At 68.8% G+C, this 20,206-nt stretch carries 10 protein-coding genes; 8 read left to right on the forward strand and 2 right to left on the reverse strand.

The genetic code is table 11. The features are described from left to right. Positions 1–205 precede the first annotated feature (205 nt). Positions 206–403 carry a DUF4236 domain-containing protein gene (locus ACSYGO_RS34085; RefSeq protein WP_359495774.1) on the reverse strand — a complete coding sequence of 66 codons (198 nt, stop codon included), beginning with the start codon at positions 401–403 and terminating at the stop codon, positions 206–208. A 247-nt stretch (positions 404–650) separates the two neighbouring features. Between ACSYGO_RS34085 and acnA the strand changes: the two genes are divergently transcribed. From acnA to ACSYGO_RS34100, 3 genes are all read left to right on the forward strand, one after another. Beyond that, positions 651–3,365, forward strand: a complete 2,715-nt coding sequence (gene acnA / locus ACSYGO_RS34090; RefSeq protein ID WP_460388835.1) for an aconitate hydratase AcnA — start codon at positions 651–653, stop codon at positions 3,363–3,365. Positions 3,366–4,552: 1,187 nt separating this feature from the next. Beyond that, positions 4,553–5,632, forward strand: a complete 1,080-nt coding sequence (locus ACSYGO_RS34095) for a lytic polysaccharide monooxygenase auxiliary activity family 9 protein (RefSeq protein ID WP_460388837.1) — start codon at positions 4,553–4,555, stop codon at positions 5,630–5,632. Between the two features lie 367 nt (positions 5,633–5,999). Further along, the gene (locus ACSYGO_RS34100) at positions 6,000–9,275 is read left to right on the forward strand and encodes a GH92 family glycosyl hydrolase (RefSeq protein WP_460388839.1); all 3,276 of its coding nucleotides are present in this window, start codon (positions 6,000–6,002) and stop codon (positions 9,273–9,275) included. Positions 9,276–9,348: 73 nt separating this feature from the next. Here the strand turns inward: ACSYGO_RS34100 and ACSYGO_RS34105 are convergent, their stop codons facing one another. Next, the gene (locus ACSYGO_RS34105; protein ID WP_426681469.1) at positions 9,349–13,173 is read right to left on the reverse strand and encodes a GH92 family glycosyl hydrolase; all 3,825 of its coding nucleotides are present in this window, start codon (positions 13,171–13,173) and stop codon (positions 9,349–9,351) included. A 902-nt stretch (positions 13,174–14,075) separates the two neighbouring features. Here ACSYGO_RS34105 and ngcE point away from each other — a divergent pair. The 5 genes from ngcE to ACSYGO_RS34130 all read left to right on the forward strand — a co-directional run bounded on the left by ngcE (position 14,076) and on the right by ACSYGO_RS34130 (position 20,157). Beyond that, positions 14,076–15,482: an N-acetylglucosamine/diacetylchitobiose ABC transporter substrate-binding protein gene (gene ngcE / locus ACSYGO_RS34110; protein WP_432176305.1), complete on the forward strand. Its 1,407-nt coding sequence runs from the start codon at positions 14,076–14,078 to the stop codon at positions 15,480–15,482. Positions 15,483–15,489: 7 nt separating this feature from the next. Next, on the forward strand, positions 15,490–16,551 hold the full coding sequence (locus tag ACSYGO_RS34115) for a carbohydrate ABC transporter permease (RefSeq protein ID WP_426681471.1): 1,062 nt from the start codon (positions 15,490–15,492) through the stop codon (positions 16,549–16,551). After that, the gene (locus ACSYGO_RS34120) at positions 16,548–17,456 is read left to right on the forward strand and encodes a carbohydrate ABC transporter permease (protein WP_426681472.1); all 909 of its coding nucleotides are present in this window, start codon (positions 16,548–16,550) and stop codon (positions 17,454–17,456) included. Before ACSYGO_RS34115 ends, ACSYGO_RS34120 begins: the two co-directional genes overlap by 4 nt. A gap of 270 nt (positions 17,457–17,726) precedes the next feature. After that, positions 17,727–18,926 (forward strand): ROK family transcriptional regulator, encoded by a 1,200-nt coding sequence (locus ACSYGO_RS34125; protein WP_345648415.1) that lies wholly within the window; start codon positions 17,727–17,729, stop codon positions 18,924–18,926. A 133-nt stretch (positions 18,927–19,059) separates the two neighbouring features. Further along, positions 19,060–20,157, forward strand: coding sequence for a substrate-binding domain-containing protein (locus tag ACSYGO_RS34130; protein WP_345648727.1), 1,098 nt, complete (start codon positions 19,060–19,062; stop codon positions 20,155–20,157). Positions 20,158–20,206 lie beyond the last annotated feature (49 nt).

Genomic DNA, 20,206 nt, shown 5'->3' on the forward strand with positions numbered 1-20,206 from the left:
TGCCGTGCACACTTCATCACAGGGGGCGTGAACGCCTGTACGAGAGGCGGGAGGTCCTCAGCGCCGCCGGGCGTGTGCGAGAGGCGGGAGGTCCTCGGCGCCGCCGGGCGTGTGCGAGAGGCGGGAGGTCCTCGACGCCGCCGGGCGTGTGCGAGAGGCGGGAGGTCCTCGACGCCGCCGGGCGTGTACGAGAGGCGGGAGGTCCTCAGCGCCGCCGGGCGCGTGTGGTGCGCCGCCACCCGAACGGTCCCGGCAGGTCCATCGACGTCGTCCGGCGCCCGGTGCTGCTGTGAGTGTGCTTCGGCCCGTGCCGGCCGCCGGTGGTGATGGACCACGACTTGCGGTTGATGTTGAGCCGGACCCCGGGAAGTATGCGGAAACTCTTGCGGAACGTGAGTGGCATGGCTGCCCCCCTTGTGACGGTTACGCCGGGTGGTTCCCGGCCGACACCGGGTACCCCGCAAGAGGCCGGGCATGACCAGCCCGCGCCCATGTACTAGAGTTATCTCGACATCGAGATATCTGCCGAGGCGCCCCGTAGCCGCCACCTCGGTAAGGGTTACCTAACTTAGCCTTACCTTAGCGGATCGGCCAAGACTGCGTGGCGGCAGGATTGCGGTGGTACGCGCACATCAATGAAGGAGACTGTCGTGTCGGCGAACAGCTTCGACGCCCGCAGCACGCTGCAGGTGGGCGACGAGTCGTACGAGATCTTCCGGCTGGACAAGGTGGAAGGCTCGGCTCGCCTTCCGTACAGCCTGAAGGTGCTGCTGGAGAACCTGCTCCGCACCGAGGACGGCGCCAACATCACCGCCGACCACATCCGGGCCCTCGGCGGCTGGGACTCCCAGGCGCAGCCGAGCCAGGAGATCCAGTTCACGCCGGCCCGCGTGATCATGCAGGACTTCACCGGCGTGCCCTGTGTCGTCGACCTCGCGACCATGCGTGAGGCCGTCAAAGAGCTCGGCGGCGACCCCGCGAAGGTCAACCCCCTCTCCCCGGCCGAGCTGGTCATCGACCACTCCGTCATCGCCGACAAGTTCGGCACCAACGACGCCTTCGCGCAGAACGTCGAGCTGGAGTACGGCCGCAACAAGGAGCGCTACCAGTTCCTGCGCTGGGGCCAGACCGCCTTCGACGACTTCAAGGTCGTCCCGCCGGGCACCGGCATCGTCCACCAGGTGAACATCGAGCACCTGGCCCGTACGGTCATGGTCCGTAACGGCCAGGCGTACCCCGACACCCTGGTCGGCACCGACTCGCACACCACCATGGTCAACGGCCTCGGCGTCCTCGGCTGGGGCGTCGGCGGCATCGAGGCCGAGGCCGCGATGCTCGGCCAGCCGGTCTCCATGCTCATCCCGCGCGTCGTCGGCTTCAAGCTCACCGGTGAGCTGCGACCCGGCACCACCGCCACCGACCTGGTGCTCACGATCACCGAGATGCTGCGCAAGCACGGTGTCGTCGGCAAGTTCGTCGAGTTCTACGGCGAGGGCGTCGCCGCCACCTCGCTCGCCAACCGCGCCACCATCGGCAACATGTCGCCGGAGTTCGGCTCCACCGCCGCGATCTTCCCGATCGACGGCGAGACGCTGAACTACCTCAAGCTCACCGGCCGCTCCGAGCAGCAGGTCGCGCTCGTCGAGGCGTACGCCAAGGAGCAGGGTCTCTGGCTGGACCCGACGGCCGAGCCGGACTTCTCCGAGAAGCTCGAGCTGGACCTGTCGACGGTCGTCCCCTCCATCGCCGGCCCGAAGCGCCCGCAGGACCGCATCGTCCTCGCCAACGCCGCCGAGCAGTTCAAGGTCGACGTCCGCAACTACGTGGACACCGCCGACGAGGCGGGCAAGGAGTCCTTCCCGGCCTCCGACGCCCCGGCCTCCTCCAACGGCGTGCCGAGCAACCCGGTCACGGTCACCGCCCCCGACGGCACGACCTACACGATCGACCACGGCGCGGTGACGGTCGCGGCCATCACCTCCTGCACCAACACGTCGAACCCGTACGTCATGGTCGCCGCCGCGCTCGTCGCGAAGAAGGCCGTGGAGAAGGGCCTGACCCGCAAGCCGTGGGTCAAGACCACCCTCGCCCCGGGCTCGAAGGTCGTCACCGACTACTTCGACAAGGCGGGCCTCACCCCGTACCTCGACAAGGTCGGCTTCAACCTCGTCGGCTACGGCTGCACCACCTGCATCGGCAACTCCGGCCCGCTGCCGGAGGAGGTCTCCAAGGCCGTCAACGACCACGACCTCGCGGTCACCTCGGTCCTCTCGGGCAACCGCAACTTCGAGGGCCGTATCAACCCCGACGTCAAGATGAACTACCTGGCCTCCCCGCCGCTGGTCGTCGCGTACGCCCTCGCCGGCTCCATGAAGGTGGACATCACCAAGGACGCCCTGGGCATCGACCAGGACGGCAAGCCGGTCTACCTGACCGACATCTGGCCGACCGAGGCCGAGGTCAACAACGTCGTGGCGAACGCCATCGGCGAGGACATGTTCAACAAGTCCTACCAGGACGTCTTCGCGGGCGACGCCCAGTGGCAGGCGCTGCCGATCCCGACCGGCAACACCTTCGAGTGGGACACCGAGTCGACGTACGTCCGCAAGCCCCCGTACTTCGAGGGCATGACGATGGAGACCACCCCGGTCTCGGACATCGCCGGCGCGCGCGTCCTCGCCAAGCTCGGCGACTCCGTCACCACCGACCACATCTCCCCGGCCGGTGCCATCAAGGCCGACACGCCGGCCGGCCAGTACCTCACCGGGCACGGTGTGGAGCGTCGTGACTTCAACAGCTACGGCTCGCGCCGCGGCAACCACGAGGTCATGATCCGCGGTACGTTCGCCAACATCCGCCTGCGCAACCAGATCGCGCCGGGCACCGAGGGCGGCTACACCCGCGACTTCACGCAGGACGACGCTCCCGTCTCCTTCATCTACGACGCCTCGCGCAACTACATCGAGCAGGGCATCCCGCTGGTCATCCTGGCCGGCAAGGAGTACGGCTCCGGCTCGTCCCGTGACTGGGCGGCCAAGGGCACCGCGCTTCTGGGCGTCAAGGCCGTCATCGCCGAGTCGTACGAGCGCATCCACCGCTCGAACCTCATCGGCATGGGTGTCCTCCCGCTCCAGTTCCCGGAGGGCGCCACGGCCGAGTCCCTCGGTCTGACCGGCGAGGAGACCTTCTCCTTCACCGGCGTCGAGGAGCTCAACAACGGCACCACCCCGCGCACGGTGAAGGTCACCACCGACACCGGTGTCGAGTTCGACGCGGTCGTCCGCATCGACACCCCCGGCGAGGCGGACTACTACCGCAACGGCGGCATCATGCAGTACGTGCTGCGCAACCTGATCCGCAACTAAGCGGTACGGCAGGGTAGTTGTAGCGCGGTCGAGGGCCGCATCCCCGGTGACGGGGGTGCGGCCCTTCGCGTTTCGCGGTGCCGTTTCGGCTCCGGTGCGGTGGGCCTGGCCTCGCCTCTGGTCCGGTGGGGCTGGCCTCGCCGTCTGTCCGGTGGGCCTGGCCTCGCCGTCTGTCCGGTGGGTGGGTCGGGTCCGTGCCGGTGATCCGCCCGTTGCAGCCGTCGTGTGGTCCGGTGGTTCAGTGCGGTGGGTTGGTGTTGCCGTCCGCAACGGGCATTTGATGCACCGGCACGGCCCCTTCTGTGAGTGGGCGACTGCGGGTGCGTTCGGGGTACGGCCCCTGCAGGGAGAGGGCGGATACGTATGCGGGTGCGGGTGCGGGTGCGGGTGCGGGTGCGGGTGTGAGTGGGTTGGGTGCCGGCCTTCGGCCCGGCCCCCTCCCACAAGCGTGGCCGGTCCCCTGACCCGTCCATCAGACAGGGGCGTCCCCCGGCGGCCCGTCCCCCTGCCGCACGCTCACGGCCCGCCAACCCGCAGCCCACCCTCCACGCGTAGCCCGTCCCCCTATACACGCAGCCCCCCGCCGCCCCTCCCCACGGCCCGTCTCCCCTCGCCGCCCCACTCGCACAGCCCGCCCTCCTCGCGGCCCTGCCCGCAGCCCGCCCTCCTCGCGGCCCGCCGCTCTCGCGCCCCTCCCCGCAGCCCGCCCCCCTCCCCACAGCCCGTCTCCCCTCGCGTCCCGTCCTCCTGGCACCCTGCCCCGGCCTGGGAGCAGGGAGCACCTCTCAGCCCGTCCGGCGATTGAGGACGAGGCCGTTCAGGCCGATACGGGGGTCTGGGGGCGGAGCCCCCGGGGGCATGGGTCGGGTAGGGGCGGAGGGGGCGAGGGACGTCTGTCGGGCCTGTGCCGGGGCGGGCCTCTGGGCGTTCCGTCACGGCGGCGGCCTCGCGCTCCGGCGCGGGGAGGGGCCTGCGCGGCGCCGGACCCCGGCCCTGCACGGCCCGGACCCGCACGGACCCCGTGCGACACCCGTTTACACCGGTCCCCCACCGCGCTAGCTTCACGAGTGGGTGAGGTGGGAGCGCTCCCACAAACCGGTGGACCGGAACCCGCCCCCGGAACCGCTCCCACCTCACGCGATCCGGACACCTTCACCGCGCGCCCGCCCATGGAAGGATGGAATGACATGACCATGACATCAATGCCGCGGCGCCGATTACCGCTCCCCGCCCGGCACAGAGCTCTCTTCCTCGTGCTGCTCGCCCTGCTGACCACCCTGCCGGCGCTGGGGCTGGTGCTCGCGGCCGGCGGTGGTGCGGCGGCGCACGGCACCCCCATGAAGCCGGGCAGCCGCACCTTCCTGTGCTGGCAGGACGGGCTGACCGACACAGGCGAGATCAAACCCGTGAACCCGGCGTGCAGGGCGGCCCAACAGGCCGGCGGCACCACGCCGTTCTACAACTGGTTCTCCGTGCTCCGCTCGGACGGCGCGGGCCGCACCCGCGGCTTCGTCCCCGACGGCGCGCTGTGCAGCGGCGGCAACCCCAACTTCACCGGCTTCGACCTGCCGCGTGACGACTGGCCGCTCACCCACCTCACGTCGGGCGCCACGGTCGACTTCGCGTACAACGCCTGGGCGGCCCACCCGGGTTGGTTCCACGTCTACGTCACCAAGGACGGCTTCGACCCGACCAGGACCCTCACCTGGGACGACATGGAGGAGCAGCCGTTCCTCACGGTCGACCACCCGCCGCTCCACGGCACCCCGGGCACGGTCGAGGCCAACTACTCCTGGAGCGGCACGCTGCCGGCGGACAAGTCGGGCCGCCACATCATCTACATGGTCTGGCAGCGCTCGGACAGCGCCGAGACGTTCTACTCCTGCTCCGACGTCGTCTTCGACGGCGGCAACGGCGAGGTGACGGGCATTCACGACCCGGGCAACCCCACCGAACCCCCGCCCGGCACCTGCTCGGCCACCCGCCGCACGACGAACAGCTGGTCCGGCGGCTACCAGGCCGAGGTGACCGTCACCAACACCGGAGACGTGCCGATGCTCGGCTGGATGGTCGACTGGACGCTGCCGGATGGGCAGTCGGTCGCCAGCCTCTGGAACGGAAACGCCACGTACGACGGCCAGGACGTGATGGTGCACAACGCCGACTGGAACGGAGCGCTCGCTCCGGGCGCCGGCGCGACATTCGGCTACGTCGTCTCCGGATCGGGTGACGACCCGTCGACAGCCCTTCCCTGCCGGGTGGGATGATCCCGAGCCCTTGCTCAGGGCGGACCGGGTGGGTGGTACGCGACTCACCCGGTCCGCGAGCCCGGACAGGTCGGGGGAGGCCCGGCCCGGGACGATGCCCCCTGCTCGCGGGAAACCGGGAGCGCGGGGACGTGGCTTGTGCCGATCGCAGTGTGCGACAACGTTGTCGAACGGTCTTCGGAAAACTCTACCGCCTCAACCGACAACGATGTCAAGCCAGTTGGCCCTGCTGGGCCGTCCGGGGGTGCGACGGACGCGCCCTCCGGGCCGCAGGCGGTCTTCCGTGGTACCCGTGGCGCACGCTACTGTCCCTGCGGCTTGTGCGACCTGTGGTGCGCGACCCGTCCGAAGGAGGAGGGGCCGCGTCATGCGTTTCCGTCCGTCATCCGTCCTGCTGGCCGTCGCCCTGACGGTCGCCGGCGCCACCCCGGCGCTCGCCGCACCCCGGTCCGACCCGCCGGACCTCGTCCGTGACCCGACCACGTACGTCGACCCGCTCATCGGCACCAAGAACGGCGGCAATGTCTTCCCGGGCGCCGTCGTGCCCTTCGGCATGCTGTCCTGGAGCCCCGAGAACACCCGCGGCGACGCGACCCGCACGGCCGCGCCAGGCGGCTACCAGTACGACGCCACCCGCATCCGCGGCTTCAGCCTCACCCACATGTCCGGCACGGGATGCGCGGGCGGCAGCGGCGACATCCCGTTCTTCCCCTACGCCGGCGAGGTCACCTCCTCTCCGGCGAGCGACACCAAGGACGCCGTGTACGCGGCCGGCTTCGCGCACACCGACGAGACGGCCGACCCCGGCCACTACGGGGTCGAACTCTCCTCCGGGGTCACCGCCGACCTCACCGCGACCGCGCGCACCGGCTCGGGCCGCTTCACCTTCCCCGCCGACAAGCCGGCCTCCCTGCTGATCCGCACCGCCAACTCCGAAGTGGGCTCGACCGCTTCGGACGTGCACATCGACCCGGCCACCCGCACCGTCTCCGGATCGGTCACCTCCGGGAACTTCTGCGGATACCTCGACCCCGAGGGCCGGCGCGCCTACTACACGCTCCACTTCACGGCCCGCTTCGACCGCGACTTCAAGAAGACGGGCACCTGGCAGGACGACAAGCTCAGCCCCGGGAGCACCGAGGCGAGCGGCGGAACCGGCGGTTTCGGCCAGGGCGGCAGTCCCGTCGCCGGCAAGGGCGCCGGAGGCTATGTGGAGTTCGAGCCGGGGACCGGTCCGGTGAACGTCAAGGTGGGCATCTCGTACGTCAGCCGGGCGGGCGCCGAGGCCAACCTCGCCGCCGAGAACCCGCCGCACAGGACCTTCGCCGCGGTCCGGGACGGCGCCCGCCGTGCCTGGCGCGACCGGCTCGGCGCCATCCGGGTCGGCGGCGGCACCGACGCGTCGCGGACCACCTTCTACACCGCGCTGTACCACGCGCTCCTGCACCCGAACGTCATCAGCGACGCCGACGGCAGATACAGAGGCAGCGACGACGAGGTCCACAGGGTGGGCCGCGGGCACGAGGCCCAGTACGGCACCTTCTCCGGCTGGGACGTCTACCGCTCCCAGGTCCAGCTGCTGACCCTCCTCGACCCGGACACCGGCTCCGACATCGCGCAGTCGCTGCTCGAACTCGCCCGGCAGAACGGCGGCGTGTGGGACCGCTGGCTGCACGGCGCGAACGGCACGCACGTCATGAACGGCGACCCGTCGGCGGCCGCCCTCGCGGGCATCAGGGCCTTCGGCGGCACCGACTTCGACCTGCGCGGCGCGCTCGACTCGCTGGTGCGGGCGGCGACCGTACCGACGGAGCAGGACCTGTCGTCGGCGGGCAAGCCGGTGCTGTCGGTCGGCCAGCGGCCCTCGCTCGACAAGTACCTCCAACGGCACTACATGCCCTCGGTGTCCAACGCGTGGGGCGGCGCGGCCGAGACCCTGGAGATGTCCGGCGCGGACTTCGCGATCTCCCAGCTGGCCACGGCGGCGGGGGAGCGGAAGACCGCCGACGAGTTCGCCCGGCGCTCCCAGTGGTGGCAGAACAGCTTCAACCTCGCCGCCGACCCCAGCGGCGGCTACATCGCCAACCGCAAGGCCGACGGCAGCTGGGTCACCGGCTTCACCCCGGCGACGGGCAACGGGTTCGTGGAGGGCACCGCCGCCCAGTACACCTGGATGGTGCAGCACGACCCGGCCGGGCTGTTCGCCGCGATGGGCGGCCGTGCCAAGGCGCTGGACCGGCTGGACACCTTCTTCCACAACGCCGACGGCAGCTGGGCGTTCACGGGCAGCGGCGGCGACAAGTCGGAGCTGGACAACGAGCCGTCGATCAACGTGCCCTACCTGTACGACTACGCGGGCGCGCCCTACAAGGCGCAGGAGACCGTGCGCGCGGCGATGACCCGGCTGTGGTCGACCGAGCCGGGCGGCATCCCCGGCAACGACGACCTCGGCGAGATGTCCTCCTGGTACGTCTTCTCCTCGCTCGGCATGTATCCCCAGGTGCCCTCACGCGCCGAACTCACCCTGTCGTCACCGCTGTTCCCGAGGATCGAGATCGAGCGTCCGGGCGGCGCCGACATCGAGATCAGGGCGCGGGGCGCCGCCGTGGACGCCCCGTACATCCGGTCGCTGCGCGTCGACGGCCGCACCGGTGAGCGGCCCTGGCTGCCGGCCTCCTTCGTCCGGGACGGCGGCACGCTCGACTACACGCTGTCCGGCACGCCCGACCGGACGTGGGGCGCCGCCGAGGCCGACGCGCCGCCGTCCTTCCGCACGGGCGAACAGCCGTACCAGATCGGTGTGGGGCCGACCACGGCCACGCTCGCGCCGGGCGGCAGCACCACGCTCGACATCCGCGCCCTCGCGCTGAGCGGCGGCGCGGGCCCCGAGGTGCGCTTCCACGTGGAGGTGCCGAAGGGCGTGACGGCGACTCCCGCGGAGGGCACCGTGACCGACGGCGCGCAGCGGATCACGCTGTCGGCGGGCGCGGACGCCGAGCAGGGCTTCTACGACGTCGACGTCTCGGTGTCCTCGGACGACACCTCGTACCGGCAGCCGGTGGCCCTCACGGTCGCCGCCCCGGACTCGCTGCTCGCCGCCTACAACAACACCGGCGTCTCCGACGACGACGGCGACCACGACGAGGCCGACTACGACGGCGGCGGCTGGAGCTACTCCAGGCAGGCACTCGCCGACGCGGGGCTGACACCGGGCGAGCGGGGCACGGTGGACGGTCTGACCTTCACCTGGCCGAACTCCCCGGCCGGCCGGCCCGACAACGCCTCGGCGGCCGGCCAGACCGTCGAACTCGCCGAGCCGGCCGCCCGGTTGTCCTTCATCGGCAGTGCGGTCAACGGCAACCAGCAGACCAAGGCGACCGTCACGTACACCGACGGCACCACCGACGCCGTGGACCTGTCCTTCACCGACTGGACCGTCGGCGGCGGAGGCGGCACCGTCCAGTACGGCAACGCGACCGTCGCCAAGGCCGCCTACCGCAACGTCGCGGGCGCCGACAAGGACCCGGTGGCGACGTACGTCTTCGCCACCAAGCCCTTCGAGGCGCCGTCCGGCAAGACCGTCCGCAGCGTACGGCTGCCGGACAACGCCGACCTGCACGTCTTCACCCTCGCGGTGGGCTGACGGCGACGGGAGGAAAAAGCGGGGCGGGCGCGGAGTTCTCCGCGCCCGCCCCTTCTCCCGTGGGGGGTGTGCGTCAGCTCAGCAGCTCCACCTCCGCGAGGGTCGCCTCACCGTCGAGGACCAGCCGGTAGTGCGTGTACGCGCCCGGCCGCGCGACGGAGAACGCGCGGGTCTGCTTGTCCCAGGCGAAGGACTCGCCGGAGCGCTTGTCCAGGTCCGTCCACTGCGTGCCGTCGGTGGAGCCCTGGAGCACCCAGCCGGCCGGGGCCTTCGTGTGGTCGGAGGACGTCAGCGTGTACTGGACGCCCTTGGCGGACGCGGAGACCGGCAGGTCCACGGACGTGACGGTCGCGTCGGTCGCCGAGGTGTTGTCGAAGAGCGCGCCGTCGCCCTTGAGGGCGTCCGTGCGGGGTGCGGGCACCTTGTCGTCCTGAGTGATCGACACGGGTGCCGCGTCCTTGCCGGTGCCCCACGAGGAGGGCTTGGCGCCCATGTCGAACTCCAGCACCCCGCCGCGCGAGACGACCGAGTGGGGGAGCGAGGTCGACGTCCACTTCTTGCCGTTGACCCGCAGGCCCTGCACGTACACGTTCTTCGCGCTGTTCTTCGGCGCCTTCACGACCAGGTCGTTGCCGTTCTCCAGGTGGACCGTCGCCTTGGTGAACAGCGGGGAGCCGATGGCGTACTCGCCGCTGCCCATCACCAGCGGGTAGAAGCCGAGCGCGGAGAAGAGGTACCAGGCCGACTGCTCGCCGTTGTCCTCGTCGCCGTGGTAGCCCTGCCCGATCTCGCTGCCGGTGTAGAGGCGGGAGAGCACCTCACGCACGTTCTTCTGCGTCTTCCAGGGCTGTCCTGCCGCGTCGTACATGTAGTTGACGTGGTGGGCCACCTGGTTGGAGTGGCCGTACATGCCCATCCGCACGTCGCGCGCCTCGGTCATCTCGTGGATGACACCGCCGTACGAGCCCACGAAGTCGGGCGAGGCCGTCTCGGGCGTCGCGAAGTACGCGTCGAGCTTCTCGGCGAGGCCGCTGCGTCCGCCGTACAGGTTGGCGAGACCGCGCGAGTCCTGCGGCGCGGTGAACGCGTAGCCCCAGCCGTTGGTCTCCGTGTAGTCGTAACCCCACACGCGCGGGTCGTACTTGGAGGACTCGACGCGCCAGTCGCCCTTGGCGTCACGGCCCTGGAAGAAGCCGGCCTTGGTGTCGAAGAGGTTGACGTAGTCCTGGGCGCGGTTGAGGAAGTACTCGGACTCCTCCTTGTACCGCTTCTTGCCGGTCTTCTTGTAGAGGGCCTGGCCCATCTTGGCGATGCCGTAGTCGTTGAGGTAGCCCTCCAGGGCCCAGGACAGTCCCTCGTGGGTGTCGGTGCTCGTGTAGCCGAGGAACGGCGAGGTCGACATGCCCTTGCGGCCCACGCCCGACGTCGGCGGGACGACCGTCGCGTTCTTCACGGCCGCGGCGTACGCCGACTCCGCGTCGAAGTCGACGCCCTTCACGTACGCGTCCGCGAACGCCACGTCCGAGGAGGTACCGGTCATCAGGTCCGCGTATCCGGGCGAGGACCAGCGCGAGGTCCAGCCGCCGTCCTTGTACTGCTGCACGAACCCGTCGACCATCTCACCTGCCTGACCGGGTGTCAGGAAGGAGTAGGCCGGCCAGGTCGTCCGGTAGGTGTCCCAGAAGCCGTTGTTGACGTACACCTTGCCGTCGACGATCTTCGCGCCGGTGTGGGTGGGGCTGTCGGGACCGGGCATCGGCGAGAACGGCGACGCGTACTGGTACTTCCCGCCGACCTTCTCGAAGCCCGAGTTCGGGTACAGGTACAGCCGGTACAGGCTGGAGTAGAGCGTCGTCAGCTGGTCCGTCGTCGCGCCCTCCACCTCGACCTTGCCGAGCAGGGCGTCCCACTGGTGCTGGGCCCGCGACTTGACCTTGTCGAAGGAGGTGCCGTCCGGGATCTCCTGGCGGAGGTTGTCCTTCGCCTGGTCGACGCTGATCAGGGAGGTGGCCAGGCGCAGGGTGACGGTGTGGTCCTTGGACGGTGTCAGGCGCAGGTAGCCCTTGACGCCGCTGGAGTCCCCGCCGGTGACCTTCTCGTCGAAGACGCCGTACACGAACAGCCGGGTCGCGCCCGTCGACAGCCCGGACTTCACGTCCGAGTAGCCGGTGACGATGCCGTTGTCCTTGTCGAGGGTCAGCCCCGCCTGCTCGGTGACGTTGTCGAAGACCACACTGGCGTCGTCGCCGGGGTAGGTGAACCGCAGCGCCGCCGCGTGGTCCGTGGGGGCCATCTCGGCCTTGAGACCGTTCTCGAAGGTCACCCCGTAGTAGTACGGGCGGGCGGTCTCGTTCTCGTGCCGGAAGGCCAGGGCGCGGGCGCCGCGCCCGGTGTCCGGGGTGCCGGACGCCGCCGACGGCATCACCTGGAAGGTCTGCCGGTCACCCATCCAGGGGCTCGGCTCGTGGCTCGCGCTGAACGCCTGGATGGTGGGCAGATTGTCCGAGTTGTTCGACCGGGCGTAGTCGTAGAGCCAGCTCAGCGAGCCCGCGTTGGTCACCGGCGTCCAGAAGTTGAAGCCGTGCGGGACGGCGGTCGCCGGGAAGTTGTTGCCGCGCGAGAAGCCGCCGCTGGAGTTGGTGCCGCGGGTGGTCAGCGCGTAGTCGGACAGGTGCGCCTTGGGCTTCTCGGGCGCGACCGTCTTCAGCGCGACGTCGTCCAGCCAGCCCCGGAACTTCGCCGGCCCCTTCGGGGAGTCGTACGCGACCAGGATCCGGTCGACCGTCCTGCCCGCCGCGACCGAACCGATCCGCGAGGCGACGTTGTTCCACTGGTTGACGTACAGCACCTTGGCCGCGCCCTGGCCCTGCGGGGTGAGCGCGAAGCCGTGCTGGTCGACCGCGGACAGGTCGCTCAGGTAGGTGCCGTCGGTGAAGGCCAGGTCCACGGACACGTTCGTGGCGTCGTAGTCCCGGTCGCCGTCGGCCATGGACGGGAAGATCCGGTACGACAGCTCTGTGTCGCGCCCGACCGCCACGTTCACGTCGAAGACCTTGTTGTACGAGTACGCCCGGCTGTCCGCCTTGTGCGTGCCGGCGTACCGCAGGGCCCGCTTGCCGGTGAAGCCCGCGCCCGCCTTCGCGGTGGGCGAGCCGCTCGGTCCGCGGTCCACCAGCGACAGCATGTCCTTGGGCGTCGGGTCGTCGCTCTTGCCCGTGGAGAACTGGACGTCGGCGAGCTGGAGGATGTCACCGCCGTTGTTCTTGGTGACGTCGAGCCGGAAGTGCTGGTACTCGGCGGGGCTGTCGAGGTCGTACGACTTGGTCTGGAACCGCTCGCCGAAGGACTCCCCGGTGCGGGTGTCGAGGGTCTTCCAGTCCTTGCCGTCCGTGGACCCCTGGAGGGTCCAGTCCTTCGGGTCGCGCTCGTCGTGGTCGTTGGCCGAGGTCAGCGCGTAGGTCACCAGCTTGACCGGGGCGTCCAGGTCGAACTCCGCCCAGCCGGTGGGCTCGAAGGTCAGCCACTTCGTGCTCGACTCGCCGTCGGCGAGGTTCTCCTTCACCTCGCCCGCGCCGGTGTTCTCACCGCTGGCCCGGACGTCGGTGACGTGGTCGGTCACGTTGCCGGGGATGCCGGTGCTGTAGCCGCCGTCCACACCCGAGGCCCTTTTCGACCCGTCTGCGGCCGTGTCGACCGTGTTGAGCCAGTCCGGTGCCGGATCTCCCGATTCGAAGGAGGAGCTGAACTCCCGGTCCGCGGCCGCCGCCTGGGCGGGCAGTGCGACCGCCACCCCCTGCGAGGCCACCACGAGGGAGAGTGCCACCACCCCCAGCGCGGTCGGTGAACCCCATCTCGGCCGAGTCGAAGAACTCCGTCTGTACCGAGCGCTGTGCTGCATGCGCGAGCACCCTCCCTGTCTCTGGCTCGTTCACCGGCGGGTGGCGAAGCCCGTGTCGAGGGTGCGGCGCGACGGGGCCCCGGGGGCCGCGACGCGCTCACCTCCTTGACACGGGCGCCCCCTTCGGCTCACTCGCGTGGCGTGGACAACGTTGTCAAATTCGATGCGCAAGGACCATTTGTGAATCAAGTTGTCAGCGGTGTCAAGGGTGTTGAGTGAGGCATCCGGTGTGAATGCGATCCGACGAACGGCACATTGCGTTCAATGCGGGAGGTTGCCCCCGACGATCTTCGCGGGGGCGGGGTGTGCGGGCCGCACATTTCCGCGAGGTCTCAACTCGGAAAAGACCGGCGGCCAAACCCGTATTCGATCTTGCTCCGTTGGCGGGAAGTGGACTATACCTGTCGGCGTCCGCCTAGCCGCTCGACGGCCGTGGACAGGCAGGACCCCGGGGGGAAATCGGGAGGCGACGGAGGGTGTCACATACACCGACTGTCGTGCCGGCTCGGTGAATCCCCCACGCACGACCCCAGCTTGACCTAACCGCGGTGCCGGGGAGGATCCGGTTCACCGCCTGAGTCCTGGAGAAGGCGAGGACTTGAGCATGGGATCCACCACCGGCGTAGGCCATCGCGATTTCATCAAGCGGAGCGAGACTGCCGCTCCGGCGGCGGCCCCGGCGACTGCTTTTCCGACATCACTCAGCTGATCACCATCGGTGCCGCTGAGCGGCTCCGAGACGACGGCGAAACGCCCCGATGTGCTTCTCCGCCGCCATCTCAAGCGGAGACCCACACCAGAACGCGCTCAAAGAGAAGTGCGGCAAGCACGGGGCCACCCCGGCCCGGCAGCCGAACACGCAGCAAACCGTACAGATCCAATCGATCAGTGAGGATGCGGAAATGACCATTCGTGCCGGCTCTCTCGACAGGCGGACGCTCCTGCGCGGGGCGATCGCGACCGCGGCCATGGGGTCGTTCGCCGTCGCCTGTAGCTCCCCCTCCGACAGCGGTAATGACGACAAGGGGGCGAAGGGCAAGACGAGCGCCAAGAACCCGTTCGGTGTCGCCGCGAACTCCAAGGTCGACGCGGCCATCTTCAACGGCGGCTACGGCGTCGACTACGTCACCTACGCCGCCAACATCGCCAAGGAGAAGAGCAACGGTCTCGACGTCAAGGTCAAGCCGGTCGTCGACATCGCCCCGGAGCTCCAGCCCCGCTTCGTCGGCGGCAACCCGCCGGACCTCATCGACAACTCCGGCGAGGACCAGATCGGCTTCCTCGGCATCCTCGACCAGCTCGAGGAGCTCGACGACGTCCTCGAGGCGAACAACTACGAGGGCAAGAAGATCGCCGACACGATCTATCCCGGCATCAAGGGCCCCGGCACGTTCAAGGACAAGTTCGTCGGGCTGAACTATGTGATGACGGTGTATGGCGTCTGGTACTCGAAGACGCTGTTCGAGGCGAACGGCTGGACCCCGCCGAAGACGTGGGACGAGGCGCTCGACCTCGGCCAGAAGGCGAAGAAGAAGGGCAAGTACCTCTTCGTCCACGGCAAGGAGGCGGCGACCTACTACCGCACGCTCCTGATCGACTCGGCGATCAAGGAGGGCGGCGACGAGGTCCGGCTCGCGCTGGAGAACCTGGAGAAGGGCTGCTGGTCGCACCCGGCCATCCAGGGCGTGATCAAGGTCATGGCGACCATGGTCAAGGAGAAGATGTTCGTTCCCGGCGGCTCCGGCACCCAGTTCCAGAAGGCGCAGGCGATCTGGAGCAACGACCAGAAGGCGCTGCTCTACCCGTCCGGTGGCTGGATCGAGAACGAGATGAAGAAGGCCACCAAGGCCGACTTCCAGATGACCGGCTTCCCGTCGATGACGCTCACCGACAAGCCGAAGCTGCCCTACGAGGCGATTCGCGCGGCCGCCGGCGAGCCGTTCATCGTCCCCAAGAAGGGCAAGAACCCGGCCGGCGGCAAGGAAGTGCTGCGCGCGATGCTGTCCAAGGACGCGGCCGCCAACTTCTCCAAGACGAAGCTGGCCCCGACGATCGTCAAGGGCACCGTGCCCGCCGACGGTTACGGATCGTCCGCCCTCGTCTCGCAGACGAAGATGCTGGAGGCCGCGGGCACCAACATCTTCACCTACAACTTCGTCGAGGCCTACGGCATGAACACCGACCAGCTGGTGCCGTGGAACTCGTTCCTCTCCGGTGACCTCGACGCCAAGGGTCTGACCTCGGCTCTGCAGAAGATCTCCGACAAGGTCCGGGAAGACGACTCCGTCGACAAGATCAAGGTCAGCTAGCACTGCGATGAAAGACAAGACCACCATCTCCGACACCGCGAGCAGCCGGCCCGTGCCGGCCGCTCGCGGCGGGCGGCCCCGGCGCCGCAAGCTCACGTTCGACCGGGTGACGTTCTTCCTCGTGTTCCTCGGTCTCCCGGTCGCCATCTTCGTGATCTTCGTCCTGTACCCCTTCGCCCAGGCGATCTTCTGGGCGATGACCAACTGGCGCGGTTTCAGCCCGGATTACGACTTCATCGGCCTCGACAACTTCGTCAAGATGTTCCAGGACGATGTCTTCCTGAAGGCGCTGCGCAATGTCGCCCTGCTGGCGGCCTTCGTGCCGCTGGTGACGTTGACGCTCGCTCTCGGGGTCGCGGTGGCCATCACCCTGGGCGGGCCCAGCAAGGGCCCCGTCCGGGGGATCAAGGGGGCGTCGTTCTACCGGATCGTCTCGTTCTTCCCCTACGTCGTGCCGGCGATCATCGTCGGCCTGATCTGGGCGCAGATGTACGACCCGAACGCCGGCCTGGTCAACGGCGTCCTCAGCGGGCTCGGCCTGGACGGCTTCAAGGAGTTCGCCTGGCTGGGCGAACAGGCGACGGCGATGCCGGCCCTGATGTTCGTCATCGTCTGGGGGCTCGTCGGGTTCTACGCGGTGCTCTTCATCGCCGCGATCAAGGGCGTTCCCGCCGAGCTGTACGAGGCGGCCAGGATCGACGGAGCCGGCCGGTTCCGGATGACGATCTCGGTCACGCTGCCGGCGATCCGGGACAGTGTGCAGACCGCGTACATCTACCTGGGCATCGCCGCGCTGGACTCGTTCGTCTACGTACAGGCCATGCTGCCGGGCGGTGGGCCGAACAACTCGACCCTCACGATCAGCCAGCGGCTGCTCAATGTCGCTTTCGCGAAGCAGCAGTTCGGACTGGCCACCGCGATGGGGGTCGTCCTCGCCGTCGTCACCCTGGTGTTCGCGGCGCTGGTGTTCGCCGTCAACCGTCTGACCGGCGGGGGCGAGAGCGAGGGCCGTAAGGAAGCGCGTGGGTTGAAGGCTCGGCGTGCCGTAGCCAAGGGGGGTGTCCAGTGAGCGTCATAGCCGCCGACCGGAAGCAGGCGCGTGACCAGAAGCGGGCGACCGACCAGAAGCTGACGAAAGCCGTCGCGGGCAGCGACCGCAGGTTCGCGGTGATCGCGCACGGCCTGCTGATCCTGTGGTCCGTGATCGTGATCCTGCCCATGCTGTGGGTCCTGGTGTCGTCGTTCAAGACGACCAAGGAGATCCTGTCGTCGCCGTTCGCGCTGCCGAAGCACTGGCAGTTCGACAACTACTCGCGCGCCTGGAGCGACGCGAGCATCGGGAAGTACTTCCTGAACTCCGTGATCGTGGTCGTCTGCGCACTGGTCCTGGTGATGTTGCTGGGCGCGATGTGCGCGTACGTCCTGGCCCGGTTCCAGTTCCCGGGACGCCGGCTGATCTACTACGTGATGCTCGCCGGGCTGACCTTCCCGGTCTTCCTGGCGATCGTGCCGCTCTTCTTCCAGCTGCAGAACTTCGGGCTGCTGAACACACGCCCGGGGCTGATCCTCACCTACGTCGCGTTCGCGCTGCCGTTCACGATGTTCTTCCTCTACGCGTTCTTCCGCTCCCTGCCGCACGACGTGTACGAGGCCGCGCTGATCGACGGCGCGGGGGACTGGCGGGCGTTCTTCCAGGTGATGCTGCCGATGGCGCGGCCGGGCATGGCGGCGGTGGCGATCTTCAACTTCCTGGGCCTGTGGAACCAGTTCCTGCTGCCGGTCGCGCTCAACACCGACCAGGACAAGTGGGTGCTGACCCAGGGCATGGCCGCCTACGCGTCCTCGCAGGCCTACGGCATCGACTACGGTGCGCTGTTCGCGGCGATCGTCGTCACGGTGGTGCCCGTACTGATCGTGTACGTCATCTTCCAGCGGCGGATCGCCGGTTCGGTGTCGCAGGGCACCTTCCGCTGACGCCCACCGTCGCGCCGTACGGCCGGCCGGGTCGCTCGGCCGGTCCGGCGGCCGACGTCATCACGTAACCGCTGCTTCACCCGCTGCGCACAGGGGTCGGGCCCCGGAGAGACAACTCTCCGGGGCCCGACCCCTGTGTACGGCGGATGGAACCGATGTCTGTCAAGGGCTTGACGCCACAGGTGCATCCAGCGGAGTTTGGGGTTCATAACTTGTACAAGGCTCAGTCACCCGCGGTGACGCGAGCCAGGGGCTAAGGGTGGAGAGTCAATGGAGACTCCGGGGTCGCAGTCGTCGCTGCATCGGGCCAATCTGGAGCGCGTCGTACGTGCGGTGCGTCTTGCCGGTTCGCTCACGCAGGCGGAGATCGCGAGGACGACGGGTCTGTCCGCCGCGACCGTTTCCAATATCGTCCGGGAGCTCAAGGACGGCGGAACGGTCGAGGTCACACCCACTTCGGCGGGCGGCCGCAGGGCCCGCAGCGTGTCCCTGAGCGGGGACGCCGGCATCGTCATCGGTGTCGACTTCGGCCACACGCATTTGCGCGTCGCGGTCGGGAACCTCGCCCACCAGGTGCTCGCCGAGGAGTCCGAGCCGCTCGACGTGGACGCCTCCGCCGCGCAGGGCTTCGACCGGGCGGAAGAGCTGGTCAGCCGCCTGATCGCGGCCACCGGCGTCGACCGGTCCAAGATCGCGGGCGTGGGGCTCGGTGTGCCGGGCCCGATCGACGTGGAGTCGGGGACCCTGGGTTCCACCGCCATCCTGCCCGGCTGGACCGGTGCGAAGCCCGCCGAGGAGCTGCGGGGGCGGCTCGGCGTGCCGGTGCACGTGGACAATGACGCCAACCTCGGCGCGCTCGGCGAGATGGTCTGGGGCAGCGGCCGGGGGGCCAAGGATCTGGCGTACATCAAGGTCGCCAGCGGTGTGGGCGCCGGGCTGGTGATCAACGGCAAGATCTACCGCGGCCCCGGCGGCACGGCCGGAGAAATCGGGCATATTACTCTTGATGAATCCGGCCCCGTCTGTCGCTGCGGCAATCGAGGCTGCCTGGAGACCTTTGCGGCCGCGCGCTACGTGCTCCCGCTCCTCCAGTCCAGTCACGGTACGGACCTGACCATGGAGGGTGTCGTCAGGCTGGCGCGGGACGGTGATCCGGGCTGTCGTCGGGTGATCGCCGACGTCGGTCGTCACATCGGGAGTGGAGTCGCGAATCTCTGCAATTTGCTGAACCCGAGCCGGGTGGTCCTCGGCGGCGATCTCGCCGAGGCCGGGGAACTGGTTCTGGGGCCCATCAGGGAGTCGGTCGGGCGCTACGCGATCCCCAGCGCCGCACGTCAACTCTCGGTGCTTCCAGGGGCGCTTGGAGGCCGTGCGGAGGTCCTCGGGGCACTCGCTCTCGCGCTCAGCGAGATGGGCGATTCGACCCTTTTGGACGGGTCGCTTTCCGCGGCAGCCCCTGCCTTCACTTAGAGAACGCATGGCACCGTTGCCATCTCGTTAAGTATTTACTTCTTGACGTCGCACGTGTGGCCGAGTTGACTTCCAGCCACCTCGGCCGCAACGACGCGGCCTCGTCAGGGAGGTTTCTGAAGTGAACACGCGTATGCGTCGTGCCGCCGTTGCCGTTGCCGCTGGTGCGATGGCCGTCTCGCTGGCCGCCTGTGGCAGTGCCAAGGAGTCCGGCGACAAGAGCGACAGCTCCAGCTCCGCCAAGAAGGGCGACGCGATCAAGGTCGGTCTGCTCCTTCCGGAGAACCAGACCGCTCGCTACGAGAAGTTCGACAAGCCCCTGATCACGCAGAAGATCAAGGAGCTGACGAACGACAAGGGCGAGGTCGTCTACGCCAACGCCAAGCAGGACGCCAGCACGCAGAACCAGCAGGTCGACACCATGATCACCAACAAGGTGGACGTGCTGATCGTCGACGCTGTGGACGCTGCCGCCATCAAGAACTCGGTCCAGAAGGCCAAGGACGCCGGCATCCCGGTCGTGGCCTACGACCGTCTCGCGCAGGGCCCGATCGACGCCTACACGTCCTTCGACAACAAGACCGTCGGCAAGACGCAGGGCGAGGCCCTCCTGAAGGCTCTTGGCTCCAAGGCCAAGGACGGCAAGATCGTGATGATGAACGGGTCGGTCACCGACCCGAACGCCGCTCAGTTCAAGGCCGGCGCCCACGAGGTGCTCGACGGCAAGGTGAACATCGGCAAGGAGTACGACACCAAGGAGTGGAAGCCGGAGAACGCCAACTCCAACATGGAGGGCGCCATCTCGGCTCTCGGCAAGAAGAACATCATCGGTGTCTACTCCGCCAACGACGGCATGGCCGGCGGTATCATCACCGCCCTCAAGGCCAAGGGCCTGAAGGTCCCGGTCACCGGCCAGGACGCCGAGCTCGCGGGTGTGCAGCGCATCGTCGCCGGTGAGCAGTACATGAGCGTCTACAAGCCGTACGCCCCCGAGGCCGACGCCGCCGCCGAGATGGCCGTCGCGCTCGCCCAGGGCAAGTCGCTCGACTCCGTCGCCAAGGACAAGGTCGACAGCCCGACCACCAAGGGTGTCCCGTCGGTCCTGGTCGCCGTCACCTCGCTGACCAAGGACAACATCAAGGACACCGTCGTCAAGGACGGCGTCTACACGATCGACGACATCTGCACCTCCGCCTACAAGGCGGCCTGCGACAAGATCGGTCTGAAGTAATCTCCCGCAAGTCCCTTTCCAATCTATGGAATTCACTCTTGAATTCCGG

The organism is Streptomyces krungchingensis, from assembly GCF_054729265.1.